We start from the raw sequence: 25525 nt of genomic DNA, 5'->3' as shown, positions 1-25525 counted from the left end.
TTGCTCCTGTCGATCCACGCCCTGCGTGGATGCCTTTCCATCACTCCCGCAACATATCCACGAACGCGCGCAGCGCCGAGGCCATCTGCCGCTGTTTGGGGTAATACAGCACGAAGCCTGCGAACGGCTCGCTCCAGTCCTGCAGCACCGCCACCATGCGCCCGGCCTCGATATGCGGGCGGGCGGCATCTTCCAGCACGTACGCCAGACCAAAGCCATCGATCACCGCGCGGATGATGGTGGTCTGCTCGCTCAGCGTCAGCCGCCCGCGCACGTCGATTTCCAGCGATTCACCGCCGCGGTCGAACTGCCACTTGTACAGATGCCCGCTGGCGAAGCGGAAGCGGATGCACTCGTGCTCCAGCAGGTCACGCGGGTGTTGCGGTGCCGGGTGCCGCCGCAGGTAGTCCGGCGAGGCGACGATCATGCCGCGCAGCGCAGGCCCCAGAGGCACCGCCACCATGTCCTCGGGCACGAACTCGTGCAGGCGCACGCCGGCGTCGTAGCCTTCGCCGACGATATCCACCAGGCCGTCGTTCTCGGTCAGCTCCAGGCGCACATCGGGGTGCGCATGCAGGAAGCGGGTCAGGCGCGGGCCGAGCTGGGTCGGCACGGCCGCGCGCGCGGCGTTGATGCGCAGCAGGCCGGTGGGGCTGGCCCGGAACTGGTTCATTTCCTCCAGCGCCTCGTGCACCTGGCCCAGCGCCGGCTGCAGCCGCTGCAACAGCCGCTGGCCGGCCTCGGTCAGGGCCACGCTGCGGGTGGTGCGGTGGAACAGGCCCACGCCCAGCCGTTCTTCCAGCGCGCGGATCGCGTAGCTCACCGCCGAGGTGGACAGGGCCAGCTCGGCCCCGGCGCGGCGGAAGCTGCGGTGGCGGGCCACGGCGGCGAACGCGGCCAGGTGGGTCAGGTTGTCAGTGGCCATGATTGTGCAGTCCCACTTGATGAATCATGCCGATATCCGGGGTTCTTAGCCCCGCGCGAGGGGCGTATTGTAAAACGCCTTTCGACAAACCCCGCCAAGGATTCCCCATGTCCCTCGCCCTCGGCTATGCGGTGCGCAGCAACACCGCCCCGCTCGCACCCATCAGCTTTGAACGCCGCGCGGTCGGCGCCAACGATGTGCGCATCGAAGTGCTGTACAGCGGCATCTGCCATTCCGACCTGCACCAGGCCCGCGACGATTGGGGCGGCGCCGAATACCCGATGGTGCCGGGCCACGAGATCATCGGCCGCGTGGTCGAAGTCGGCCCGTCCGTCACGACCCTGAAGGTCGGTGACTTCGCGGGCGTTGGCTGCATGGTCGATTCCTGCCGCCACTGCGATGCCTGCGACCACGACCTGGAGCAGTACTGCGAAAAGGGCCCGACCTACACCTACAACAGCCGCGACCGCGTGACCGGCGAACTGACCCAGGGCGGCTACTCCGACCACATCGTGGTGGAACAGCGCTTCGTGGTGAAGGTCTCTGAAAAGCTGGACCTGAAGGCCGCCGCGCCGCTGCTGTGCGCCGGCATCACCACCTGGTCGCCGCTGCGCCACTGGAAGGTCGGCCCCGGCCAGAAGGTCGGCGTGATCGGTCTGGGTGGCCTGGGCCACATGGGCGTGAAGTTCGCCAAGGCGCTGGGCGCGCACGTGGTGATGATCACCACCACCCCGGAAAAGGGTGCCGACGCCAAGCGCCTGGGCGCCGACGAAGTGCTGGTCTCGCGCGATCCGGCGCAGATGAAGGCACACGCCAACAGCTTCGACTTCCTGCTCAACACGGTGCCGGTCAGCCATGACACCAACCCGTACATGAGCCTGCTCAAGCGCGACAGCACCATGTGCCTGGTCGGCGTAATCACCGAACTGGACCCGGCGCTGATGGGTGCCAGCGTGATCTTCGGCCGCAAGCACGTGACCGGCTCGGCCATCGGCGGCATGGCCGAAACCCAGGAAATGATGGACTTCTGCGCCGAGCACGGCATCGTGGCCGACGTCGAAGTGATCGACATCAAGAACGTCAATGACGCCTGGGAGCGCATGGCGAAGAACGATGTGCGCTACCGCTTCGTGATCGACATGGCCACCATCAAGGCCTGATCGCCACGGTGATGGAACGAAAAAACCCCGGCACTGCCGGGGTTTTTTCATGGTCCGAACCGCCGGGCATGGCCCGGCGCTACCGCAACGCGATCAATACGCAAACTCGCGGAACACCGGATCGACGTCGCCGTGCCAGCGGCCATGGAACAGCGCCAGCTTGCGTTCGGCCGGGGTCAGGCCCGATTCGACGATTTCCTGCAGCACGTCCAGGAACTTGCTTTCGTCCTGGCCATCGGCGTTGCGCGCGGCACGGCGCTTCAGCCCTTCCACGGAAATCTTCACCGCTTCGCGGGCCAGGTCGCGCACGGTGCCGTTGCGGAACGGCAGGCCCATCGCGTACTTCGGCACGCCATCGCGCAGCGCGTGGCGCTCGGCCAGGGTGAAGTCACGCACCAGGTCCCAAGCGGCATCCAGCGAGGCATCGTCGTACAGCAGGCCCACCCAGAACGCCGGCAGCGCGCACAGGCGGCTCCACGGGCCACCGTCGGCGCCGCGCATTTCCAGGTACTTCTTGAGTCGCACTTCCGGGAACGCGGTGGTCATGTGGTCCGACCAGTCGCGCAGGGTCGGCAGCGCACCCGGCAGCACCGGCAGTTTGCCCTGCATGAAATCGCGGAAGCTCTGCCCGCTGGCATCGTGGTAGATGCCATCGCGGTAAGAGAAGTACATCGGCACGTCCAGCAGGTAGTCGACGTAGCGCTCGTAGCCGAAGCCATCCTCGAACACGAAGTCGAGCATGCCAGTGCGGTCGGCGTCGGTGTCGGTCCAGATGTGCGAGCGGTAGCTCAGGTAGCCGTTCGGCTTGCCTTCGGTGAACGGCGAATCGGCAAACAGCGCGGTGGCGATCGGCTGCAGCGCCAGCGACACACGGAACTTCTTCACCATGTCCGCTTCGGTGGCGTAGTCCAGGTTCACCTGCACGGTGCAGGTGCGGGTCATCATGTCCAGGCCCAGCGAACCGACCTTGGGCATGTAGTTGCGCATGATCTTGTAGCGGCCCTTCGGCATCCACGGCATCTCATCGCGCGTCCACTTGGGCTGGAAGCCCATGCCCAGGAAGCCCAGCTGCAGTTCGCCGGCCACCTGTGCCACTTCATTCAGATGCGTACCGGTTTCCACGCAGGTCTGGTGGATGGTTTCCAGCGCCGCACCCGACAGTTCCAGCTGCCCGGCCGGCTCCAGCGTCACCGAGGCGCCGTCGCGCAGCAGGGCGATGGTGTTGCCGTTTTCCTGCACCGGTTCCCAGCCGAAACGCACCAGGCCGTTGAGCAGCGCCTCGATGCCGCGATCACCGTCGTAGGTGGGCGGGCGCAGATCGTCCAGGCGGAAGCCGAACTTCTCGTGCTCGGTACCGATGCGCCACTGCGCGCGGGGCTTTTCACCGGAGGCAAGCACCTCGACCAGCTGCGTGCGGTCGGTAATGGGCGTATCGGCGACGTGGCTGGGGCTCGACAAGGGGGTGGCTCGCTGTGCAGGGGGCTGGGGATGTGGGGCCAAGGGCCTTCCATCGCAAGGGCGCACTATAGCGTGGCGGTTCACCGCGTCATGCCACTGTGACGGGTTTCAGCATCCTACCGACGGCCCCTTGACCCCCGTACACTGGCGCGCATGAGTCGCCATTCACGACACCCCGAGCTGCACCGGACCGACCGCGTCGGCTGGTTGCGGGCGGCCGTGCGGGGTGTGTGCATGACCGACGCACTGGGCGCACACGCGATATGACCGGCCAACCGCCCCCCGCCACCGCGCTGCTGGCCGAACTGGCCAGCCTGGCCCATTGCGGGCGCGCCGAAGGCTACGCCTGCATCACCGCGCGACGCGAACACGGGGCCAGTTCGGTGGAAATACCGCAGCCACAGTTCGCCATCCTGCTGGAAGGCCGCAAGCAGGTACGCACTGCGCACCAATCGCTGGAGTACACACCGGGCGACATCCTGCTGGTCACCCAGCGCTGCCGCATCGATGTGGTGAACACACCCGACCCACGCACCGGGCGCTACCTGAGCGCCATCGTGCCGTTGTGTACCGAAGCCCTGGCTGCAGCCCGCACGCTGTGGAACGAACCGCTGCCGGCACCGGGTGCCGCCGTGGCGCGGCTCGCACTGCACGACCACGGCGCGCTGCTGCGGCAGTGGCGCCAGCACCTGCAGGACGGCCACTACAGCGAAGCACGACTGGCCCTGGCCAGCCTGGTGCTGGCGTGGTGCCGCAAGGGCCACGGCAACCTGCTGCTGCCGCAGGCGCCTTCGCTGGGCGAGCAGATCCGCGACCGCATCGCCACGGACCCCGCGCGCGACTGGCAGTCACGCGATGTGGAAGCGCAGTTCGCGCTGAGCGGCGCCACCCTGCGCCGCCGCCTGGCGGCCGAACAGACCAGCCTGCGCCAACTGCTGACCGAAGCGCGCCTGGCCCATGGCATGAACCTGCTGTACACCACCGACCTGCCGCTGAAGACCGTGGCCGCCCGCGCGGGCTATCGCTCCGCCGCCAGCTTCAGCAAACGCTTCGCCGAGCAGTACGGTCTGTCCCCCAGCGCGATCTAGGGGGGGGTATCGGCAGGGCTGCGCCCTGCACCTACCCGGAGCAACGGCAACGGCCAAAGCAACAGCAACAGCTGCATGGCGTGGGATGGCGGGGCGGTGTCGGATTGCGGGGACGCCGCAAGTACGTCCTTGTAGGCTTGGCAGCGCATCCATGCGGCTGACACCCCGCAATCCGACACCGCCCCGTCTTCGACAGTTTCACGCGACCTGCTGGACCGGCACGGGGTCGGATCCCGTTGCGCAGCAACGGGCTCTGACCCCGGATTCATTTCGATTCCGATTGAGATTCACTCACGCATGGCGTGGACCTACTGGCCACCGGCCAACTGTCGAAGGCGGGGTGGGTCCGGTTGCGGGGGCGTGAGCGCCATGGATGGCGCGACCGAGGCTACATGGACGTACTTGCGCCGTCCCCCGCAACCGGACCCACCCCGCCATCCCACGGAATGCACGCTTTTGCCGTTGCCGCTGTATTGAGCAGGTGCAGGGCTGCAAGCCCTGCAAACACACTCCCCCCACCGTGAGCATTGCGCGCACTGCTTTGAGCGCATCGCGCGCCGCCCGCACGGCACGCTGCACAGCGACGGAATCCTCCGCCTCACCCAGGACACCCCATGACCCCGCGTCACCTGCCGCTGTGCGGCGCCCTGCTGCTGGCCATTGCCGGCCTGCCCTCCGCCGCACATGCCGAAGCCACCACCCCCGCCCCCACCCAGCAGGTGCCCGGCGTCTACCACCAGCGCATCGGCAACCTGCAGGTCACCGCGTTGTTCGACGGCGTGGTGGCGCTGGGCCGGCAGGAAGTGGTGGACGTGCCGCCCACCCTGGTCAGCCGCCTGCTGGAAGGCCGCTACGTGCCCGAAGACAGCAAAGGCCTGCAGACCGCGGTGAACGCCTATCTGGTACGCCAGGGCAACCACCTCATCCTGGTCGATACCGGCACCGCGCAGTGCTTCGGCCCCGGCCTGGGCCAGGTGTTGGCCAACCTGCGCGCCGCCGGCGTCGACCCGGCGCAGGTGGATGACATCCTGCTCACCCACGCCCACCCCGACCACATGTGCGGCGTGCTCGATGCGCAGGGCCAGCCGGCCTACCCCAATGCCACCGTGTGGCTCACCCAGGCCGATGCCGATTACTGGCTGGACCCGGCCAGCGCGGCCAGCGCACCCGAAGGCGTGCGCTTCGCCTTCCCGCTGGCCCGCAACGCCGTGGCGCCGTACCAGGCCGCTGGGCGCCTGCGCACCTTCCAGCCCGGCGACGCGCTGCCCGGTGGCGCGGTGGCCATGGACACCCACGGCCATACCCCCGGCCATGTCTCCTACCGGTTCGACAGCCAGGGCCAGTCACTGCTGGTGTGGGGCGATGTGCTGCACTTCCACGCGGTGCAGTTCGCGCACCCGGAAGCAGCGTTCGAAGCCGATGCCGATCGCCCGGCGGCCACCGCCAGCCGGCGCAACGTGCTGCAGCAGGCCACCGCCAAGGGCTGGTGGGTGGCCGGCGCGCACCTGCCGTTCCCCGGCCTGGGCCACGTGCGCAGCGAAGGCCAGGCCTATGCCTGGGTGCCGGCGGAATATTCGCCGCTGTAAGGGATGTGCCGACGAAGGTCGGCACCCATCAGACCCGAACGGGTAGCGCCGGGCCATGCCCGGCGAACGCAGCGACAGCCGCTTATTCCAGCCCCAGCCAGCCGCCGATCACCCCGCGCGCTTCTTCCACGCCGGTACGGTCTTCGCCGGAAAACACCTGCACGCTCACCGTATCGCCATAGGCCGAATGCAGTTCCTTGCGCACCTTCTGCAGGGTCTGCATCTGCTGGCTGCGGCTGAGCTTGTCGGCCTTGGTCAGCAGCGCATGCGCCGGCAGGCCACGCTGCACGGCATAGGCCAGCATCTGCCGATCGTAGTCCTTCAGCGGGTGGCGGATATCCATCACCACCACCAGGCCACGCAGTGCTTCGCGGGTGCGGAAGTACTTGTCGATGAAGGCCTGCCAGTGTGCCTGCAGTTCCAGCGGCACCTTGGCATAGCCGTAACCGGGCAGATCGACCAGGCTGGCTTCCGGGGTGATCTGGAAGAACACCAGCTGCTGGGTGCGGCCCGGCGTCTTGGACACGCGGGCCAGCGCGTTCTGCCGGGTCAGCGCGTTGAGGGCACTGGACTTGCCAGCGTTGGAGCGGCCGGCGAAGGCCACTTCGGCCCCTTCATCGGGCGGCAGCTGCCGCGCGTTGTGGGCCGAGAGGTGGTAGCGGGCGCGTTCGATGAGCAATGACATGTGCGTAGGATCGCATGTTGCGGCGCCGCGCGCCCGCCCGGGGCACCGTGGGTCCGGAAAATGCTGCGCTGCTTCGTTGACCGTGCGCGGAAACGGCGTTGATAATCCGGGCGATGCCGGTCGCTGCCGCCCGGCCCGGTCCAAACGGAGCTTCAGCATGCGCCACGCTCGCGTTCTTGCCGTATCCGCCCTTGCCATGGCCGTGGTGGTTGCCGCCGCTGCCTTTGCGCAGACCACCCTGGTCCCGCTGCCCGACAATGGCCCGATCCAGACCGCCTCGCTCGAGGTGGATTTCAGCAAGACCACCTGGGGCAACGCCAAGGAAGGCCAGGGCAAGGCGGCCGCCTGCGCGGCCTGCCATGGCGCCGATGGCAATTCCACGGTCGAGATGTACCCGTCCATCGCCGGCCAGAGCGAACGCTACGTGGCCCAGCAGATGGCACTGATCGCCAACGGCCAGCGCAGTTCCGGCGCTGCCGTGGCCATGGTGCCGTTCGTGCAGAACCTCAGCCCGCAGGACATGCGCGACATCGGCGCGTTCTTCGCCACCCAGAAGGCCACCGCCGGCATTGCCGACGACACGCCGGTGGCCGACGGCCCCTACAAGGGCATGAAGTTCTACGAGATCGGCCAGCAGCTCTACCGCGGCGGCGATGCCCAGCGCGGCCTGCCGGCCTGCATGGCCTGCCACGGCCCCAGCGGCGCCGGCAACCCGGGCCCGGCCTACCCGCATATCGGGGGGCAGCACGCCAGCTATGTCGCTCGTCGCCTGCAGGAATACCAGGCCGGGCAGACCCACGAAACCGACAAGGCGCACTTCCAGATCATGGCGGCCATCGCCCAGAAGCTGACAGAACAGGAAGTCCAGGCCTTGTCCAGCTACCTGCAGGGCCTGCACAACCGCGCCGACGACGTGGCCGCGCAGACCACCGCCATGCCACCGGCCGCCGCCCCCTGACGGCCATTGGTCGGCGCGGGTCGCCACGGCGGCCCGCTGCTGCGGTATGTTTCCTTCACGCCGGCGGCTGCGCCGGCGTTGTTATTTTCAATGGAGATGCACGTCGATGAGGTTGATGTCCCGCCTGTTGCTGTCCCTGCTGGTGCTGCTGCCGCTGGCGGCCTGCGCCGCCACCCCTGCCAACGCCCCGCTGGTGGAAGGCAAAGATTACGAGCGCATCGCCCAGCCCGGCCCGTTCCAGCCGCTGGCTGGCAAGATCGAAGTGGTGGAAGTGTTCGGCTACACCTGCCCGCACTGCGCCCACTTCGAGCCGCAGCTGGCCGCGTGGGCCGCCAAGCTGCCGGCCGACGTGCGCTTCACCCCGGTCCCGGCCGCCTTTGGGGGTCCGTGGGACGCCTGGGCCCTGGCTTATTACGCCGCCGATGAAGTAGGCGTCGCCAAACGCAGCCATGCAGCGGTGTTCAAGGCCCTGCACGAGGACGGCACGCTGCCCATGCAGAACGTGTCGGCCGATGAACTGGCCACCTTCTACAAGGCCTACGGCGTGGCCCCGGACCGTTACAAGCAGGCCCTGCGCGGTGAAGCTGTGCAACAGAAGGTCGCCGCCGCCCGCGCCTTCGCCAAGCGCACCCAGGTGCCGGGCACCCCGGCCATCATCATCAATGGCCAGTATCTGGTGCGCGGCAACAGCTTCGACGACCAGCTGCGCATTGCCTCGGCGCTGATCGCCCAGGCCCGCGCCAGCCGCGGCCGCTGAACCAATCCCGACCCTGCACACGGCGCATCCGCCGCCGCGTGTCATCATTTCCCCCTGGCCGGCGCTCACCCGCCGGCCCCCCCATTCCAGATGCTGGAGACGTTTCCATGAAGACCCGTTACGCCGCCCTCGCACTTGCAGCGCTGCTGCCGATCCTGGCCGCCTGCAAGGCCGACGACGGCACCGCCAACACCACCGCGCCGGCTGAACCGGCAGCGACCCCGGCCGCCACCGAGACCCCGGCCCCGGCCGCCGAGCCGGCCGCAGGCAGCGAAGGCGCCGCCCCCGCCGCCGAAGGCAGCACCGCCCCGGCCGACGCCGCACCGGCGGCCGCCCCCACCCCGACCACCACCGCGCTGACCGGCCCGGCTCCGGTGGAAGGCGCCGACTACCAGCTGATCCCGAACGGCCAGCCGTTCCAGCCGGCCGCCGGCAAGGTGGAAGTGGTGGAAATCTTCGGCTACGTCTGCCCGGCCTGTGCCGCCTTCCAGCCGCTGGTGGGCCCGTGGAAGGCTGGCCTGCCCAGCGACGTGAACTTCGTCTATGTACCGGCCATGTTCGGCGGCACCTGGGATAACTACGGCCGCGCCTTCTACGCCGCGCAGACCCTGGGCGTGCAGGAAAAGTCGCACGAAGCGCTGTACCAGGCCATCCACGTGCAGAAGACCCTGAAGGGCGAGCGCGGTGCCGACTCGGTGGACGACATCGCCAAGTTCTACGGCGCCTACGGCGTGGACCCCAAGCAGTTCGCCGCCACCATGGGCAGCTTCGCAGTGAACGCCAAGACCAATTCGGCCAAGCAGTTCGCTCAGCGCAGCCAGATCTCCGGCACCCCGTCGATCATCGTCAACGGCAAGTACCTGGTGAAGGGCAAGGGCTTCCCGGACATGCTGCGTATTGCCGACCACCTGATCGCCCGCGAGCGCGCGGCCGCCCAGGCGCATTGATTCCAGAGACGTTTCCCCGGCCGTGACTTCCCCCCACACACGGACCCTGCGCTTGCTGACGGCCAATATCCAGGCCGGCTCAAGCACCCGCCGCTACAGCGACTATGTGACCCGCAGCTGGTCACATGCGCTGCCGGCGGGGCGCAAGCGCAGCAGCCTGGATGCGATCGCCACCCTGGCCCGCAACCATGACATCGTCGGCCTGCAGGAGGCTGACCCGGGCAGCCTGCGCTCGGGCTTCACCAACCAGACCCACTACCTGGCCCAGCGCGCCGGCTTCAATTACTGGAGCCACCAGCCGAACCGGCGCATGGGCGGTGTGGCCTCCAGCGCCAACGGCCTGCTGAGCAAGCTGGAACCGGTGGAAGTACAGGACCACGCCCTGCCCGGCCGCATCGGCGGGCGCGGCGTGCTGCTGGCCAAGTTCGGCGATGGCGCCGACGGCCTGGCCGTGGCGGTGGCCCATCTGTCGCTGGGCGCCGGCTCACGCATGTCGCAGCTGGGCTTCATCGCCGAACTGCTGTCCGACCACCCCAACGCGGTGCTGATGGGCGACTTCAACTGCCTGGCCGAACGCCCGGAAATGCAGGTGCTGTACCAGAAGACCCAGCTGCAACCGCCCGGCTGTGCGGTGCCCACCTTCCCCAGCTGGCGCCCGGACCGGGCGATCGACCACATTCTGGTCAGCAGCAACCTGCAGACCCGCAGCGTGGAAGCCGTGCCCGCCGCGTTTTCCGATCACCTGGCCCTGGCCATGGCGATCGACGTGCCGGCCAACGCCCTGCGCTGACCGGCAGCGCCGGGCAGGGCCCGGCGCTACTCTGCCTGCACCACCGGGGTCCTCAGCCGCCGTGCGGTCATCGTGCTGCCTACCGAGGCCACCACCGTGCAGCCGATCGCCAGCCACTGCACGCCCTCCAGGTGCTCGTGCAGCAGCAGCATCGCCCACAGTGCGGCCACTGCCGGTTCCATGCTGATCAGGATGCCGAAGGTCTCTTTCGGCAGGCGCTTGAGCGCCATCATCTCCAGTGACATCGGGATCGCACTGGACACCAGCGCCACCAGCAGGCCGGCCAGCAGGATCTTCGGCTGCAGCAGCGCCATGCCGGCATGGGCCACGCCCACCGGCACCACCACCAGCGACGCCGCCAGCAGACCCAGTGAAACCGTGTGGCCGGCATGCAGGTGGCCGGCGCGCTTGCCGAACACGATGTACAGGCCCCAGCACGCGGCCGCCCCCATCGCATAGAGCACGCCGGCCGGGTCCAGCGCCGGGCCGCCGCCCAGCGGCAGCAGCAGCAACAGGCCAAGCAGCGCGCAGCCCACCCAGAGGAAGTCGATCGGCCGCCGCGAGGACAGCATCGCCACCGTCAGCGGGCCGGTGAACTCGATGGCCACGGCGATGCCGAAGGGAATGGTGCGGATGGCCATGTAGAACAGCAGGTTCATCAGGCCCAGGGTCAGCCCGTAGCGCAGGATGGTCATCGCATCCACGCGGCTGGTCTTCCAGCGCCACGGCCGCCAGAACAGCAGCAGCAACAGCGCCGAGAAGCCCACGCGCAGGGCACTGGTGCCCTGCGCGCCGACCAGCGGAAACAGGTGTTTTGCGTAGGAGGTGCCGATGGCCAGCGCGGTAACCGAGCCGAGCACCGCCAGCGCCGGCAACATCGGCGCGAATCGGGAAATCTGCATGCGCACAGTCTATTGCGCTGGCAGCGAGCACTTGGCTCAATTGACAGCCCGTCCGCGAAATTTCTGCTCGCCATGGCCACCTCCCCCGTGCTGGACAGCTTCGACCACGCCATCCTCGACCTGCTGCAGCAGGACAACGCCCTGCCGCAGCGGCAGATTGCCGAGGCCGTGCACCTGTCCACGCCTGCCGTGCAGCGGCGCATCAAGCGCCTGCAGGACAGCGGCGTTATCGCCGCCAACGTGGCCGTGCTCGACGCGGCCAAGGTCGGGCGTCCGCTGACCATCATCGTCGAGGTGCGGGTGGTCAGCGAGCAGCGCGAGAAGGTCGCTCCGTTCCGCCGCCGCGTGCGGGACGATCCGGCCGTGCAGCAGTGCTATTCGATCACCGGCGACGGCGATTTCCTGCTGCTGCTCTCAGCGGCCTCGATGGAAGAATACGAAGCGATCACCGAGCGCCTGTTCGGCGGCGATGACAACATCGAGCGCTTCCGCACCTCGGTGGCGCTGGGCACGTTGAAGCGCAGCTTGTCGGTGCCGCTGCAGCCGGTTGTGTAGAGTCGGGCCATGCTCGACTGCGGCTGCCTCTGCCGTTGTAGAGTCGAGCCATGCTCGACTGCGGCTGTTTGTAGAGTCGAGCCATGCTCGACTGCGGCTGTTTGTAGAGTCGAGCCATGCTCGACTGGTTTTTCATTCAGTCAAGCATGGCTCGACGCTACATTACGGCCAGCCGAGCATGGCTCGACTCTACATCTGGAAGCCATGACTACACCGCCCTCCCCCGCCCGACGCCTGCGCCGCTGGCTGCTGTCCGGCGCCCTGCTGCTGGCCGCCGGCATCGCCGTGCTCTCGCTGTGGAACAGCCCGTGGGCGGCGGCACCCAAGATGCTGTGGGCGCTGGGACGCATGCCACCGGCCACCGAGCTGCCCGTGCCCGTGGACGGCGTACGCCCCCGGCAGATTGCCGATACCTTCGGCGCCCCGCGCGGGCGCGACCGTACCCACGCCGGCATCGACATCTTCGCCAAGCGCGGCACACCGGTGCGCAGCGTCACCGCCGGGGTGATCGCCGACGTGCGCGAAGGGGGGCTGGGCGGGCGCCAGGTCTGGGTGATCGGCCCGGCCCGCGAGCGCTACTACTACGCCCACCTGGACAGTTGGGCCGAGGGCCTGGCGCAGGGACAGATCGTGCACGCTGGCGACCTGCTGGGCCACGTGGGCGACAGCGGCAACGCCCAGGGTACCCCGCCCCACCTGCACTGGGGCATCTACGGCGCCGACGGCGCACGCGACCCGCTGCCCCTGCTGCGCTGAGCGGGCGGCCCGCCGGGTATGAATGTTCAGGATTTGTAAACAGGAATAGTTCGCATTATTATTCCGGCCGTTTACGGTTGGGCCAGGACGGCCGGCCATCCTCACTCTATCGTTGCGCCACGCCCGCGCGGATGCCGGCCGGCCGAACGCACGTGCTCGTCCAGGAACCCCCATGTCCCGTCATACCCTCCGCCTTCCGCAGCCGCGCCGGCTGTCGGCCGCCGTGCTTTCCGCCCTGTGCCTGGCCGCCGCCCCGGCCGCCTTCGCCCAGACCGCCGCTGCCGACCCCACCACGCTGGACAAGATCGTGGTGAAGGGCGAGCGCGCCGAAGGCTATTCCGTGCGCCGCACCTCGGCCGGTACCCGCTTCGACCTGGCGCCGCGCGAGATTCCGCAGTCGGTCAGCATCATCAGCCACCAGCGCATCGAAGATCAGAACCTGGATGACATCATCGACGTGCTGGCCAACACCACCGGCGTCAGCAGCACCCAGTCCGATACCGAGCGCACCGAGTTCTACTCGCGCGGCTTCTACATCGACAGCTACCAGTTCGACGGCCTGCCCACGCAGATGGTGCAGAACTGGAGCTACGGCGATTCCGGCCTGGACCTGGCCCTGTACGACCGCGTGGAAGTGGTGCGCGGCGCCACCGGCCTGCTGACCGGTGCCGGCAACCCGTCGGCGTCGGTGAACCTGGTGCGCAAGCACGCCGACAGCGCCGAACTGACCGGCAGCGTGTCGGTGAACGTGGGCAGCTGGGGCCGCACCCGCAGCACCGTCGACGTGACCACTCCGCTGAACAAGAGCGGTTCGGTGCGCGCCCGCGTGATCGGCAGCTACCTGGACACCGACGCGCAGATGGACCGCTACAACCAGCACAAGACGCTAGGCTACGCCGTCATCGACGCCGACCTGACCCCGGACACCCAGCTGAGCGTGGGCTACGACTACCAGCAGAAGCGCGCCAACGGCGCCACCTGGGGTGGTTTCCCGATGCTGTTCTCCGATGGCACCAGCACCGGCTACGACGAATCATTCAACGCCAGCCCGAACTGGACCTACTGGGACACCACCAGCAAGCGCGCCTTCGCCACGTTGGAGCACGCCTTCAACGACGACTGGAAAGTCCGCATCGGCGCGACCCATGACGAGACCAAGGCCGACGACAAGCTGTTCTACCCGGCCTACAACGACTGGGTCACCGGCGCTTCGTACTTCGACAAGAACACCGGTGCCGGCATCTCGCCGTCGGCCGGCTTCTACAACACCGAACGCAAGGTCAATGCGGTGGACGGCTACTTCAGTGGCGCGTTCGAGCTGTTTGGCCTGAAGCACGAAGTGATGGGGGGCCTGAGCTACAACAAGCGCGAGTACGCCAACTACGGCGACTACCAGGTCGGCGGTGCCGGCCTCGCCTGGGATCCCTTCTCCAGCTACCTGAACTGGAACGGCAACATCAGCGAACCGAACTGGAATCCGCTGGCGCTGGCCAGCGAAGGCACCATCACCCAGAAGGCCGCCTATGCCGCCACGCGCCTGTCGCTGGCCGATCCGCTGAAGCTGATCATCGGTGCGCGCTACACCGACTGGAAGAGCGAAGGCGAAGGCGCCGACCGTTCGCACAAGGTCACCACCCCGTATGCCGGCCTGGTGTTCGACATCAACGACACCTACTCCACCTATGCCTCGTACACCGAGATCTTCCAGCCGCAGATGCTGAAGGACCGCAACGGCAGCTACCTGGACCCGGTGGACGGCAAGAGCTACGAAGTGGGCGTGAAGGGTGCCTGGTTCGACAACCGACTGAATGCTTCGGTGGCCGTGTTCCGCATCGAGCAGGACAACGTCGGCCAGTCCACCGGTGAGCCGGTGATCGGCGGCACCGGCGGCGAAACGGCCTACGTGGCTGCACGCGGCACCGTCAGCCGTGGCTTCGAGTTCGAACTGAACGGCGAACTGGCCCCGGGCTGGAATGCCACCTTCGGTGCCTCGCGCTACGTGGCCAAGGACATCAACGACGCCGACATCAACACCAACCTGCCGCAGACCGCGCTGAAGCTGTTCACCAGCTACACCCCGCAGTCGCTGCAGGAACTGACCGTCGGCGGTGGTGCCAACTGGCAGAACCGCATCTACTACGCGGTGCCGGCCTACGGTCGCATCGAACAGGACGGCTACGCGCTCGTCAGCGCCTTCGTGCGCTACCGCATCTCGCCGGAGTTCAGCGTGCAGGCCAACCTCAACAACCTGCTGGACAAGAAGTACTACTCGCAGATCAACGGCTACGGTGCGTACGGCGACGGCCGCAACGGCTCGATCACCTTCACCTGGTCGTTCTGATGCAGACGCGGCGCCGGGGCAACCCCGGCGCCGCCATTGCGTAGCGTCGGGCCATGCTCGACCGCCTTGCTCTTGTAGAGTCGAGCCATGCTCGACTGAACCGCAAAAAGCAGTCGAGCATGGCTCGACTCTACCCAAGCACGGCAAGCACCCCGCCCGATCCCAGCGCAGCACGCGCCGCGCCGGGATGATCCCGGCGCGGCATCCAGGCCTTAGAACCGCAGATCCGCGCGCAGGTACCAGTAGCGACCACGCGGAATGTCATACGTCGAGGCGTCGTAGCCGTTCAACGAGCATGACAGGCAGATCGGCGGATCCTTGTCGAACACGTTGTTCAGACCCGCGGTCAACTGCAGCCCCTTCATCCATTCAATCCGGTAGCCCACCTGCGCATCATGGAAGGTGGTGGCCGCCAGCTTGTTGGTGCCCGCCGCCTGGTCGCTGCACACCGCGAATGCCACCGCGTCGCCGCAGTCTTCGGTCAGTTCGGAGATGTGGCGCACCGTCCAGTTCGCGCTCCAGTTGCCCAGCGTCCAGCCCAGCGACAGGTTGCTGGTCCATTCGGGAATGGAGCTGTCGGCCACTTCGATGCCCGGCCCCTGCGGCTGCTTCTGACCGGCCGCGCCGGTGGCCTCGTAACGGCCCACGAAGGTGTTCTGCCAGCCGATCTTGAACTGGCCGGCCGCGCTCTGCGGCAGCGTCCAGTGCAGGTCCACGTCCCAGCCATCGGTCTTGATCGAGCCCAGGTTGGTCAGGCGGTTGTTGAAGCCGTTGATGCCGCCGGTGCTGGCGCGGGTGATGCCATCGCAGTACAGCGGGTCCAGGGTATCCACGCACAGGTCCAGCTGGGTCTGTGCGTTGATGGCCTGGATCGCGCCGTCGATGGTGTGCCGGTAGAAGGTCACGTCCACGTCGAAACGCTCCGACCAGCTGGTGTTGTTGCCGAACCACGGGCTCCACACGAAGCCGGCGCTGAAGCTGCGCGAACGTTCCGGGTCCAGCTCGCGGTTGCCGCCGGTGGTTACCGAGATCTGCGAATTGGCCTGCTGGAAACCGGTCGGCACGCCCAGCGCGGCGCAGTTGGCCGCGCTACCACGCGGCGCGGTGCCACCCAGGCCGATCGAGCACGGGTCGAAGATCTGCAGGTCGGCACGCGCGGCCGAACCGTACAGTTCACCGATCGACGGCGCACGGAAGCCTTCGGCATAGGTGGTGCGCAGCACGAAGTCGTTGGTCACCTGCCAGCGCAGGCCGTACTTGGGCGTGAACTCGCCGCCAAAGGTGGAGTAGTCCGAATAGCGGCCGGCCACGCTCAGGTCCAGCTTGCCGCCATAGGACGGCGCGGCGAACAGCGGCACGTTCAATTCCAGGTACGCTTCATTCACATCATACGAACCGGACGTCGGCTGCGACGGCACGCCGTTGTAATGGCCGATCACCGTCAGCGGATCAGGCTGGTACCAGCCTTCGTACTTGCGGTGTTCCAGGCCAGTAGCGAAGGAAACCGCACCAGCCGGCAGATTGAACAGTTCGCTGGACAGGTTGGCGGTGAACAGGGTCAGTTCGTTCTGGCTGCGGTCGCGCACCACCGGCTGGATCCACTGCAGCATCTCCGGGGTGATCGACCCCAGACCGCCGAAGATATCCAGCGGCACGCAGCCCGGCGTGGCCGCGCAGATGGCCGGATCACCCAGCGCCAGGTTGATGTTGTAGATGTTGTAGCTGCCGTAGTTGGTCTGGGTGGCCTTGTTCTTGCTGTACATGCCGTTCACGTCCCAGTACCACTGGCGGTCGGCGGCCTGGAAATTGCCTTCCAGACCGGTGGCGAAGTACTGCGTATCCACCTTCTGCTCGAACACGCGCGCGCCGCCTTCCAGCGGGCGCCGGCCGATCATGATCAGGTTGTCCGACGAATCCAGGGTGAAGCCGAACGGGTTGTAGGGGTTCAGCGCGGAAATGACGATGTTGTCGGCCAGCGGATTGCCGGTGCCGGCTTCGGGGCCGAAGAACAGCGGCTCCGGCGCGGCCTGGTTGGTCGATTCGCGGCGGTTGCCCAGTGCCTTCACGTACCACTGCACGTTGTCGCTGAGGTCGAAACGGAACTGGCCGAAGATGCCTTTGCGCTCCGACGGCGTCAGCACCATGTTGTACTCGGCGAAGTTGAAGCGATCGGCCGTGCCGAAGCAGTGGTAGCCATCGGTACGGTCGCAGCCATCGCCACCGTTGTAGGTGGGCCGCGCGCCGGCGTTCGGGGTCAGGTCGTGGGTGGTGCCGGTGTTGGGGTCGGTGAAGATGAAGCGGCCGTCGGGCGTGGCCGAACTGCCCAGCGCCAGGCCGGTGCCCGGTACCGGGAAACGCGACTGCTCGCGGTCGCGCGCATACACCGCGTCCTGCTTGGTCCAGCTGCCGCCCACGAACAGGCTGTAGCGGTCACCGCGCGTGCCCCAGGCCAGGTCCACGCCCTTCTGCGTACCATCGCCCTTGCTGTACTCGCCGTAGTTCAGGGTGACCTGGCCACCATCGAAATCGCGACGGGTGATGATGTTGACCACGCCGGCAATCGCATCGGAGCCGTACAGCGACGAGGCACCGTCTTCCAGCACTTCGATGCGTTCAACAATCGCCAGCGGAATGGTGTTCAGATCGGTCGCCGCGCCCACGCCGGACGCGGACGATTCATTCACCCAGCGGATGCCATCGACCAGCACCAGCACGCGCTTGGCGCCCAGGTGGCGCAGATCGACCTGCGCCGAACCGGCGCCCACGCCGCTGCCGTCGGGTGGGAAGCCGAAGTTGCCGGAAGAATTGAACTTGGCATTGAGCGCCGAACCGGAACCGGTCAACTGCTGCAGCACCTCGCCGATGGAGTTCAGGCCGGTGCGTTCAATCTCGCTGCGGGTCAGAGTCTGGATCGGCACCTGGCCTTCCACTTCGGCGCGCTTGATGCGCGTGCCGGTTACTTCAACGCGGTCCAGATCGGTGGTGGATTGGGCGGCGGCACTCATCGGTGCCAGAGCCGTCACGCACAGGGCGACGGCAACCGCCAAGGGGCGGTGATGCAGGTACTTCATTCGCTCTCTCTCCAAAGGAATGTCGGGACAGTGACTGCCGCGCTCCCTCCTGCATGGCGGCAGCGTCTCCTTTGTAAACAACCTGTAAAAATGACGACGTGATGAAGAACACTCTTTCACGCGTTTTTGACGAATGAACCAACCGTATCCGCAGCGGTGGCGAACGATTAGGAATTGTTTGAAATTCAAGTGTCCCAGCGAACTTGCGTGCAGCTTCATCACAGACTGAGGCTTCCGACGCTAAACGCGAGGTCTCATCGTGAAAGCACTCAGTGCCGTGCTGCTGCCCGCAGCGCTCCTTGCAATTGCCCTGCTGTCATTGCCCACCAACGCCCGCGCGGGCGGGCTGGTCGAATGCAACAACTGTGCGTCCCCCGGGATGCAGCGCTGCCATCGGGCGCTGGCCTGACGGTGGTCATGGACTTCGAGCGAGCACGACTTACTGCATTCCACGTCGAATACGATCGCGAGTTCAGAAAATGGCGGGCCCTTCCCACCCCGGTGCCCAATCAGATCCAGATGGCGTTCCTGCGCATCGTCGACGGCACTTCCACAACTCTGGATCAAGGGGCTGACCGTGCAGCGTGGCGACAGCAGCCGCATGTCCTGTAGCTGGGACGGCCGGACGGTGTACTGCCGCCAGTACTGAGCGCCAGACCGGCGTTGAGTAGGCAGAGCCACTCAACGCCGGTTGCACCGTGTCAACGCACGAACGCGATCCGCTGCATGCCCGTAGCCTCGGCCGCGGCCAGGATGCGCGCCATGCCTTCGTACTCGGCCGAAGGGTCGCTGCTGATGCGCAGCTCCGGTAGGTTGCCGGCGTGCTCGCCCGCCTGCGCACGCAGGCGCTGCTGCAGATCACCGATGGCCATCGGCTGCCCGTTCCAGCTCAACTGGCTGGCCGCATCCAGGCGCAGCTCGATGGGCGGCGGCGGGTCCGGCCGCTGTACCACCCGGTCGGTGGCCTGCGGCAGATCCACCGTGATCGGCCGCGCCACGATCGGTGCAGTCACGATGAAGATGATCAACAACACCAGCATCACATCCACCAGTGGCGTCACGTTGATCTCAGCCAGTGGTCCGCTTCGTCCTGCGCTACTGAATGCCATGTGCCGCTCCCTGCAGCAGGGCCGCTTGCCCTGTGGCCGAACTTACCCGGCCCATTGCCCACACTGGCAGTGCTGCGCACGCAGTCGTTCAGCCGCCGTTTGCCAGCACCAAACGTGCACGCTGCGCGAAACTGAATTCAGCCACGGCCCGCTATGCTGGGGCCATGACCCGACGCTCTTCGACCGCCCTGTCCCTGTTCCCGCTGGCCACCACGCTGCTGATCGGCTGCGCCAGTGCCCAGTCCCTTGATGCCCAGAGCGGCCAGTTGAAGGCCGCGCTGGACGCCGCCGAGCGTGGCCAGCTGGCGCCCGCCCAGGCCGCCGCGCTCAGCCGCCACCCGGCCTATGGCTGGGTCGAGTTCGCCCAACTGCGGCGCAACATCGACAGCGTGGACAACGGCCAGGCCCAGGCCTTCCTGAAACGCTATGACGGCCAGGCCGTGGCCAACAGCTTCCGCAGCGTGTGGCTGCCCTCGGTGGCCCGCCGCCAGGATTGGCCCACCCTGCTGGCCAACTGGGCGCCGACCGAGAACCTGGGCCTGCGTTGCGCGCAGCTGACCGCCCGCCAGGCCACCGGCAAGGTGGACGCGCAGTGGACCAGCGACGCGCAGGACCTGTGGCGCAAGAATGGCAAGTCGCTGCCCGATGCCTGCGACGCGGTGTTCGCCGTGCTGCAGGCCCAGGGCGGCATGAGCGATGCCCTGCGCTGGGAACGCATCGATGCGGCCGCCGATGCCCAGCAGCCGGCGGTGATGCGCAGCGCCGCGCGTGGCCTGCCGGCCGCCGAGCTGGCCCAGGCCAACAGCTACGCCGCCTTCGTCGACCGCCCCAATGCCAGCGCCCTGAACTGGCCGCGCACCGAGCGCAGCCGGCGCATCGCCACCGACGGCCTGGAAAAACTGGCCAAGGCCGACCCTGGCGCCACCGAACAGCAACTGCCGCAGTACGCGCAGGCGCTGGGCCTGAGCGCCGAGCAGCAAGGCCAGGTGCGCTACCAGATCGCGCTGTGGACCGTGGCCTCGTACCTGCCCGATTCGGCGCGCCGCCTCAATGCCGTGCCCGAATCGGCCTACGACGAGCGCCTGCACGAATGGCGCGTGCGTGAGGCGATGTCGCGCGGCGATTGGCCGGCCGCGCTGGCCGCGATCCGCAAGATGGGCAGCAAGCAGCGCAGCGATTCGCGCTGGGCGTATTTCGAAGGGCGCATGCTGGAAAAGACTGGGCAGGTGCAGCAGGCGCAGCCGCTGTTCCGCGATGCCGCGCGCGCGCCCACCTTCCACGGCTTCCTGGCCGCCGACAAGCTGCAGCAGGCGTACACGCTGTGCCCGTGGAAGCCCAACGACAGTGCCCAGGCGCAGGCCGCGGTAGCGCGTGACCCGGCCATCCAGCGCGCCATGGCGCTGTACCAGATCGACCGCACCGGCTGGGCCGTGGCCGAATGGAACAGCGCGCTGTCGCGCTTCGATGATACCCAGCGCCGCCTGGCCGTACGCGTGGCGCAGGACAACGGCTGGTTCGACCGCGCCGTGTTCGCGCTGGGCAAGCAACCGCAAGAACAGCGCCTGTACGACCTGCGCTTCCCGCTGCACCACGACAGCACCATCCGCCGCGAATCGGCGCGCAATGCCATCGACCCGGCCTGGGTGGCCGCCGAGATCCGCGCCGAGAGCACCTTCACCCCGCGCGCGCGCTCGCCTGCCAACGCCATGGGCCTGATGCAGGTGCTCCCCACCACCGGTGCCAGCGTGGCCAAGTCGATCGGCCTGACCGGGTACGGCGGCGCGGACAGCCTGTACGACCCGGATACCAACATCGCCATTGGCACCGCGTACCTGCGCCAGCTGATGAACAAGTACGACGGCCTGCCGTACGTGACCATCGCCGCCTACAACGCCGGGCCGACCCCGACCGCACGCTGGCAGACCCAGCGCCCGGGCTTCGACCCGGACCTGTGGATCGAGACCATCAGCTACAAGGAAACGCGCGAATACGTGGCCCGCGTGCTGGCCTTCAGCGTGATCTACGACTGGCGCCTCAACGGCAATGCCCTGCCGCTCAGCGACCGCCTGATGGGTCGCCTGGTGGACAAGCGCAAGGCCTTCACCTGCGCCACCAATGCCGAGCAGGGCGGGGATTGATCGACGCGGGCAGTGCCGCCGGGCGTGGCCCGGCGATCGCGCAGCGCGGCGACACACGCCCGTGCGATCATCCCGGTCATGAAGATCTATCTTGTCGGCGGCGCCGTGCGCGACCGCCTGCTGCAGCGCCCCGCCGGTGACCGTGACTGGGTGGTGGTCGGTGCCACGCCCGCGCAGATGGAAGCGCAGGGCTACACCGCCGTGGGCCGCGATTTCCCGGTGTTCCTGCATCCCAAAACGGGTGAGGAATACGCACTGGCGCGCACCGAGCGCAAATCCGGCCGCGGCTATCGCGGCTTCGTGGTCGATGCCGATCCGGCGGTCACCCTGGAAGAGGATCTGCAGCGCCGCGATTTCACCATCAACGCCATTGCCTGCGACGAAGACACCGGCACACTGGTCGACCCCTGCGGCGGTGCGCGCGATCTGCAGCAGCGCGTGCTGCGCCACGTCGGCCCGGCATTCGTGGAAGACCCGCTGCGCGTGCTGCGCGCGGCACGCTTCATGGCGCGCTTCGCGCCGCTGGGCTTTACCGTCGCCGACGAAACCATGGCGCTGATGCGCGAGGTCGCCGCCAGTGGCGAACTGGACGCGCTGGTGCCCGAACGCGTCTGGCAGGAACTGCGCAAGGCGCTGGTCTGCGAACGCCCGTCCGCCTTCCTGCGCACGCTGCATGACGCGCACGCGCTGGGGCCGATCCTGCCGGAACTGGAAGCACTGTACGGCGTGCCGCAGCGTGCCGAATTCCATCCGGAAGTCGACACTGGCATCCACCAGGAAATGGTCAGCGACATGGCCGCACGCCTGGCGCCGGGCGACGATCTTGTGGGCTTCGCCGCCCTCACCCACGACCTCGGCAAGGGCCTGACCCCGCAGGACGAATGGCCGCGCCACATCATGCACGAGCAGCGTGGCCTGGAGCCGCTCAAGGAGCTGTGTGCGCGCCTGAAGATTCCCACCGAGCACCAGCAGCTGGCGGAGGCGGTCTGCCGCGAACACTTGAACGTGCACCGCATCGACGAACTGCGCGATGCCACCGTGCTGGAACTGCTGGGCCGCTGCGATGCCCTGCGCCGGCCCGAGCGCGTGGCCCGCATCGCGCTGTGCTGCGAGGCCGACAAGCGCGGCCGGCTGGGTTTCGAAGACAGCGACTACCCGCAGGGCGAAACGCTCAAGCGCCTGCACCAGGCCGCGCTTTCAGTGCAGGCACGAGATCTGGATACCACCCACCTGAAAGGCCCGGCCATTGGCGAAGCGCTGGCCAAGGCGCGGGTGAAGGCGATCGCGGCGGCGCGCTGAGCGCGGTCAGTGCGCCATGCCGCGGGTAATCGCCGCGGCGCGCTCCTTCAGCTGGGCCACGGCATCGGGAATCATCTCCATGCCCACGTCCAGGCCGGGGTTCAGGACCAGGCCAACGCCCTCGCCAATGCCCGACAGCAGCGCGTGCACGGCAATCGGCATGGCATGGGCGAACTGCGGCAGCTGTTCGTGCCACAGCTCGGCACGTTCCGGCGCGGTGAACACCGCAAACATCGGCTCGCCGCTTTCGCTGGTCAGCACCAGCGGTGAAATGCTCTCGTCCCAGGCGCCATCTTCGCCAATGGCCTTGTCCAGCAGCACGAACACCGGCGCTGTCAGCAGGCCGTCCAGAAACTGCGCGGCGGTCAGCGTGCCGTCCTGTGCCTGCAGCAGGCGGACCTCCAGGTCGTTGGTGGGTTCAAACGGCGTGTCGTGGTCCATGGTCGCTTCCGGTACGTGATTGCTGGGCACCACTTTAGCAGGCCGGGAGCTCAGGCCAGATAGCCTTGCCGCCACATCCACCCCGCCACCGCCAGCCCAGCAACCACCACCAGCATCAGCGGCAGGCCAAAGCGGTGCCGGAACGGAATCGGCACCCCGCCCAGCTGCTGGTCCAGGGTCTCGGTGTCCAGCACCCAGCCATGGCCGCAGCCGGTGCAGGCCAGTTCGTAGCGGCGCTGGTAGACGAAGCCGAACAGCAGGTCGATGCGCGCCATGCGGTAACGCAGCTGTGGGGCGAAGTCGGTTTCTGTCTGGCAGCGCAGGCAGTGGTGTGCCTCGGTCGGGCCGACCACCACCACCCGTTCCTGCTGGCCGATCAGCAGCATCCTTCAGCCACCCCTGCAGGCAGGCTGCGCCAGCAGCCACGCTTGGGCGGCGGCGACGGTGGCTGCAGCGCCGCGTGTGTGCTCGTCGGGCATGATCTTCCGCCCATCGCCGCGGCCGTGGCGGTCCTGCATGACGCTGGTGGTCAACACCAGGGAACTGCCATCGACCAGCGGCCGCACCACGTTGGCGGTGGACACACCGCGGGTGGGTTCGCCGAAACTGCGCGTCTGCGGACGGCCACGGAACGCCAGCGCCGTCGCTTCGCCGGCACTGGCGGTGTGCGGCCCGGTCAACACGGCCACGGGTGCGGCGGCATGCTTCAGCTGATAACCCGGCTTACCCTGGTCAACAATGGCGCGCGCGCCCAGACGCAGGCCAGACGGCGTGGAGTGCCAAGCGGAAGGGCCGTCGGCGGTGACAAACGCGCCCACGGTCTCGTCATCGCCGGCGGTCATGCGCAGCAACGGGGCGACGCCCAGCAGCATGGGCCACATGTTGCCGCCGGTGTTGCCGCGCAGATCCACGATCCAGCCGCAGCGGGCGCCGTTGTCCTGCTCACCGATGGTCGCCTGCCAGCGCGCGGCGCGTTGCTGCATCTTCTGCTGCAGCTCCGGGCCGGGAACGATGGAGAACGCGCCGATCTCGACCCAGCCGATGCGTGGGTCAACAGGCGGTGTATCGGTCGACGTGGCCGCCATGCCTGTACCGGTGGCGTTGGCGGCGCCGGCGGTGTTGGCCCGTCCTGGCCGCTGCGCTTCCGCGCGCATCCGCTTCGGGCTGAGCCACGCGCCGTGCCCGCCCGAGCTGCGGCCAATGGCTTCCTTCAGTACGTCGCGTATTTTTTCCGGGTTGCCCTGCGCTGCACTCATGCGTGCACGGATCTCTGGCCAGTCCACGCGATCACGGTAGAGCGCCTCGCGCTCCAGCAGGTCCACCAGTTCGATCTGGGCCTGCCGCGTGGGCAGTTCGATGGCGTGGGCAGGTGCCGCCATTGCGGCGGTCAGTGCCAGAATCGTGGTGCGGATACCCATGGGCATTCGACGTTCCTTCGCCGGAAGGTGGAGGAACGAGGATACGCCGTTGGACGTCGCGCGACGTGTCGTGTTTCGCACTCCTGGGCCGCGGCAGGATTTGCAACTTTGCTCATGGCTGCGCTGCAGTGAAACCGCGAAGGTGGCTTTGCCAACGCACGCTGCGCTGGCCGGGATTGGCGTCCTGAATCAAACATTCAAGCGATCGACTTGCCGACTCAGCGGCAATTACGACAATGCATCGGCTCGCCCATGGTGGGCGGTGCGTGGGGATCCTCGCGATCCGTCGGCTTTTTCGCTTGGATTTTGACCGGCACGCCAACCCGCACCGCCCGCCACCTTGCACGACGCAGGTGGCCTTGCCATGTGAGGTTGCCGCCATGACCACGCTCTACCCCACCTATCCCCGTCTGCATGCCCTGCTGGGCGATGCCCTGCCCGGCCTGGCGGTGCCCAATGCCGTGGCCGAGGCCCTGGAAGATGCGTTGATGGAAGCCGCAGAGGCTGTGCCGCCATCGGCGTTCTTCGCCCGGCTACGCGGCATGACGCAGGCGGTTGGCGATGCACGCGGGCGCGGTCTGGCCGACGCTGCGCGCTGCCTGGCGGCGCTTTCGGCCTGCGGTGGTGTGCTGCTGGCGGCGCAGTCGGCGCGGGAGCTGGATGATGTGACCGCGCAGTGCCCGGCGCAGGTGGAAGAAGGCTTGCTGCAGGCAGTGGTGGTGCTGGCCGAGCATGCCGGCGCGCTGGTTCATGACGTTGTCGGCAGCCGCCGGTAGCGTCGAGCTTGCTCGACGCTACGGGGTCATGGTGTGTCGACCAAGGTCGACACCTACCAGAGCGGGTCACGACGTCGGGTGGATTTTCCAGCGGGTCATGGCGTGTCGACCAAGGTCGACACCTACCAGAGCGGGTCATGACGTCGGGCGGATTTCCTGCGGGTCATGGCGTGTCGACCAAGGTCGACACCTACCAGAGCGGGTCCTGACGTCGGGCGGATTTCCGGCGGGTCATGGCGTGTCGACCAAGGTCGACACCTACCAGAGCGGGTCATGACGTCGGGCGGATTTCCGGCGGGTCATGGCGTGTGGACCAGGGCCGACACCTACCAGAGCGGATCACAACGTCGGGCGGGTTTTCGAGC

General features: G+C 67.6%; 22 protein-coding genes and 1 pseudogene. 14 read left to right on the top strand and 9 right to left on the bottom strand.

What is annotated here, in order from left to right:
• Positions 1 to 40: 40 nt before the first annotated feature.
• Entirely contained in the window at positions 41 to 925 is an 885-nt protein-coding gene (locus tag C1922_RS15365) for a LysR family transcriptional regulator (protein WP_108750552.1), read from the bottom strand.
• A gap of 107 nt (positions 926 to 1032) precedes the next feature.
• Between C1922_RS15365 and C1922_RS15360 the strand changes: the two genes are divergently transcribed.
• Positions 1033 to 2085: an NAD(P)-dependent alcohol dehydrogenase gene (locus C1922_RS15360; protein ID WP_108750551.1), complete on the top strand. Its 1053-nt coding sequence runs from the start codon at positions 1033 to 1035 to the stop codon at positions 2083 to 2085.
• A gap of 93 nt (positions 2086 to 2178) precedes the next feature.
• On the opposite strand, the gene C1922_RS15355 is transcribed toward C1922_RS15360, so the two are convergent.
• A complete protein-coding gene (locus C1922_RS15355) occupies positions 2179 to 3543 on the bottom strand; it encodes a glutamate--cysteine ligase (RefSeq protein ID WP_108750550.1) in 1365 nt (454 codons plus the stop codon).
• Between the two features lie 153 nt (positions 3544 to 3696).
• Here C1922_RS15355 and C1922_RS20830 point away from each other — a divergent pair.
• The 3 genes and pseudogenes from C1922_RS20830 to C1922_RS15340 all read left to right on the top strand — a co-directional run.
• Positions 3697 to 3771: pseudogene (locus C1922_RS20830) on the top strand (VIT family protein); the annotation flags it as partial.
• A 35-nt stretch (positions 3772 to 3806) separates the two neighbouring features.
• On the top strand, positions 3807 to 4631 hold the full coding sequence (locus tag C1922_RS15345; RefSeq protein WP_108750549.1) for an AraC family transcriptional regulator: 825 nt from the start codon (positions 3807 to 3809) through the stop codon (positions 4629 to 4631).
• 614 nt (positions 4632 to 5245) lie between these two features.
• On the top strand, positions 5246 to 6217 hold the full coding sequence (locus C1922_RS15340) for an MBL fold metallo-hydrolase (RefSeq protein ID WP_108750548.1): 972 nt from the start codon (positions 5246 to 5248) through the stop codon (positions 6215 to 6217).
• A gap of 82 nt (positions 6218 to 6299) precedes the next feature.
• On the opposite strand, the gene yihA is transcribed toward C1922_RS15340, so the two are convergent.
• On the bottom strand, positions 6300 to 6902 hold the full coding sequence (gene yihA, locus C1922_RS15335) for a ribosome biogenesis GTP-binding protein YihA/YsxC (RefSeq protein ID WP_108750547.1): 603 nt from the start codon (positions 6900 to 6902) through the stop codon (positions 6300 to 6302).
• A 157-nt stretch (positions 6903 to 7059) separates the two neighbouring features.
• On the opposite strand from yihA, the gene C1922_RS15330 reads away from it, so the two are divergent.
• From C1922_RS15330 to C1922_RS15315, 4 genes are all read left to right on the top strand, one after another.
• Complete coding sequence (locus C1922_RS15330) at positions 7060 to 7860, top strand: c-type cytochrome (protein WP_108750546.1); 801 nt, start codon at positions 7060 to 7062, stop codon at positions 7858 to 7860.
• 106 nt (positions 7861 to 7966) lie between these two features.
• Complete coding sequence (locus C1922_RS15325) at positions 7967 to 8617, top strand: thiol:disulfide interchange protein DsbA/DsbL (RefSeq protein WP_108750545.1); 651 nt, start codon at positions 7967 to 7969, stop codon at positions 8615 to 8617.
• A 107-nt stretch (positions 8618 to 8724) separates the two neighbouring features.
• Positions 8725 to 9564, top strand: coding sequence for a thiol:disulfide interchange protein DsbA/DsbL (locus tag C1922_RS15320; protein ID WP_108750544.1), 840 nt, complete (start codon positions 8725 to 8727; stop codon positions 9562 to 9564).
• 52 nt (positions 9565 to 9616) lie between these two features.
• Positions 9617 to 10354: an endonuclease/exonuclease/phosphatase family protein gene (locus C1922_RS15315; protein WP_234413341.1), complete on the top strand. Its 738-nt coding sequence runs from the start codon at positions 9617 to 9619 to the stop codon at positions 10352 to 10354.
• Positions 10355 to 10380: 26 nt separating this feature from the next.
• On the opposite strand, the gene C1922_RS15310 is transcribed toward C1922_RS15315, so the two are convergent.
• The gene (locus C1922_RS15310; protein ID WP_108750542.1) at positions 10381 to 11256 is read right to left on the bottom strand and encodes an EamA family transporter; all 876 of its coding nucleotides are present in this window, start codon (positions 11254 to 11256) and stop codon (positions 10381 to 10383) included.
• Positions 11257 to 11328: 72 nt separating this feature from the next.
• Between C1922_RS15310 and C1922_RS15305 the strand changes: the two genes are divergently transcribed.
• The 3 genes from C1922_RS15305 (at position 11329) to fhuE (ending at position 14908) form a co-directional block, all read left to right on the top strand.
• Positions 11329 to 11811 (top strand): Lrp/AsnC family transcriptional regulator, encoded by a 483-nt coding sequence (locus C1922_RS15305; protein WP_108750541.1) that lies wholly within the window; start codon positions 11329 to 11331, stop codon positions 11809 to 11811.
• Between the two features lie 204 nt (positions 11812 to 12015).
• Positions 12016 to 12567 carry a M23 family metallopeptidase gene (locus C1922_RS15300; RefSeq protein ID WP_108750540.1) on the top strand — a complete coding sequence of 184 codons (552 nt, stop codon included), beginning with the start codon at positions 12016 to 12018 and terminating at the stop codon, positions 12565 to 12567.
• A 172-nt stretch (positions 12568 to 12739) separates the two neighbouring features.
• Positions 12740 to 14908, top strand: coding sequence for a ferric-rhodotorulic acid/ferric-coprogen receptor FhuE (fhuE, locus tag C1922_RS15295; protein WP_108750539.1), 2169 nt, complete (start codon positions 12740 to 12742; stop codon positions 14906 to 14908).
• Positions 14909 to 15120: 212 nt separating this feature from the next.
• Here the strand turns inward: fhuE and C1922_RS15290 are convergent, their stop codons facing one another.
• The gene (locus C1922_RS15290) at positions 15121 to 17979 is read right to left on the bottom strand and encodes a TonB-dependent receptor (RefSeq protein WP_108750538.1); all 2859 of its coding nucleotides are present in this window, start codon (positions 17977 to 17979) and stop codon (positions 15121 to 15123) included.
• Positions 17980 to 18680: 701 nt separating this feature from the next.
• A complete protein-coding gene (locus C1922_RS15280) occupies positions 18681 to 19088 on the bottom strand; it encodes a biopolymer transporter ExbD (protein WP_108750536.1) in 408 nt (135 codons plus the stop codon).
• 164 nt (positions 19089 to 19252) lie between these two features.
• Here C1922_RS15280 and C1922_RS15275 point away from each other — a divergent pair, with 164 nt between their 5' ends.
• Both C1922_RS15275 and C1922_RS15270 read left to right on the top strand, forming a co-directional pair.
• Complete coding sequence (locus C1922_RS15275; protein ID WP_108750535.1) at positions 19253 to 21226, top strand: transglycosylase SLT domain-containing protein; 1974 nt, start codon at positions 19253 to 19255, stop codon at positions 21224 to 21226.
• Positions 21227 to 21304: 78 nt separating this feature from the next.
• Entirely contained in the window at positions 21305 to 22525 is a 1221-nt protein-coding gene (locus tag C1922_RS15270; protein WP_108751619.1) for a multifunctional CCA addition/repair protein, read from the top strand.
• Between the two features lie 6 nt (positions 22526 to 22531).
• On the opposite strand, the gene C1922_RS15265 is transcribed toward C1922_RS15270, so the two are convergent.
• The 3 genes from C1922_RS15265 to C1922_RS15255 are packed head-to-tail and all read right to left on the bottom strand — an operon-like array spanning position 22532 to position 24384.
• Positions 22532 to 22966, bottom strand: a complete 435-nt coding sequence (locus C1922_RS15265) for an SseB family protein (protein WP_108750534.1) — start codon at positions 22964 to 22966, stop codon at positions 22532 to 22534.
• Positions 22967 to 23016: 50 nt separating this feature from the next.
• Entirely contained in the window at positions 23017 to 23352 is a 336-nt protein-coding gene (locus C1922_RS15260; RefSeq protein WP_108750533.1) for a hypothetical protein, read from the bottom strand.
• Positions 23353 to 23355: 3 nt separating this feature from the next.
• Positions 23356 to 24384, bottom strand: coding sequence for a S41 family peptidase (locus C1922_RS15255; protein ID WP_234413339.1), 1029 nt, complete (start codon positions 24382 to 24384; stop codon positions 23356 to 23358).
• Between the two features lie 380 nt (positions 24385 to 24764).
• Between C1922_RS15255 and C1922_RS15250 the strand changes: the two genes are divergently transcribed.
• Positions 24765 to 25160: a hypothetical protein gene (locus C1922_RS15250; protein WP_108750531.1), complete on the top strand. Its 396-nt coding sequence runs from the start codon at positions 24765 to 24767 to the stop codon at positions 25158 to 25160.
• Positions 25161 to 25525 lie beyond the last annotated feature (365 nt).

The organism is Stenotrophomonas sp. ZAC14D2_NAIMI4_7, from assembly GCF_003086675.1.
Lineage (GTDB): Bacteria > Pseudomonadota > Gammaproteobacteria > Xanthomonadales > Xanthomonadaceae > Stenotrophomonas.
Note: the sequence above shows the minus strand (reverse complement) of the source record. Positions and strands in the feature narration are given on the sequence as shown.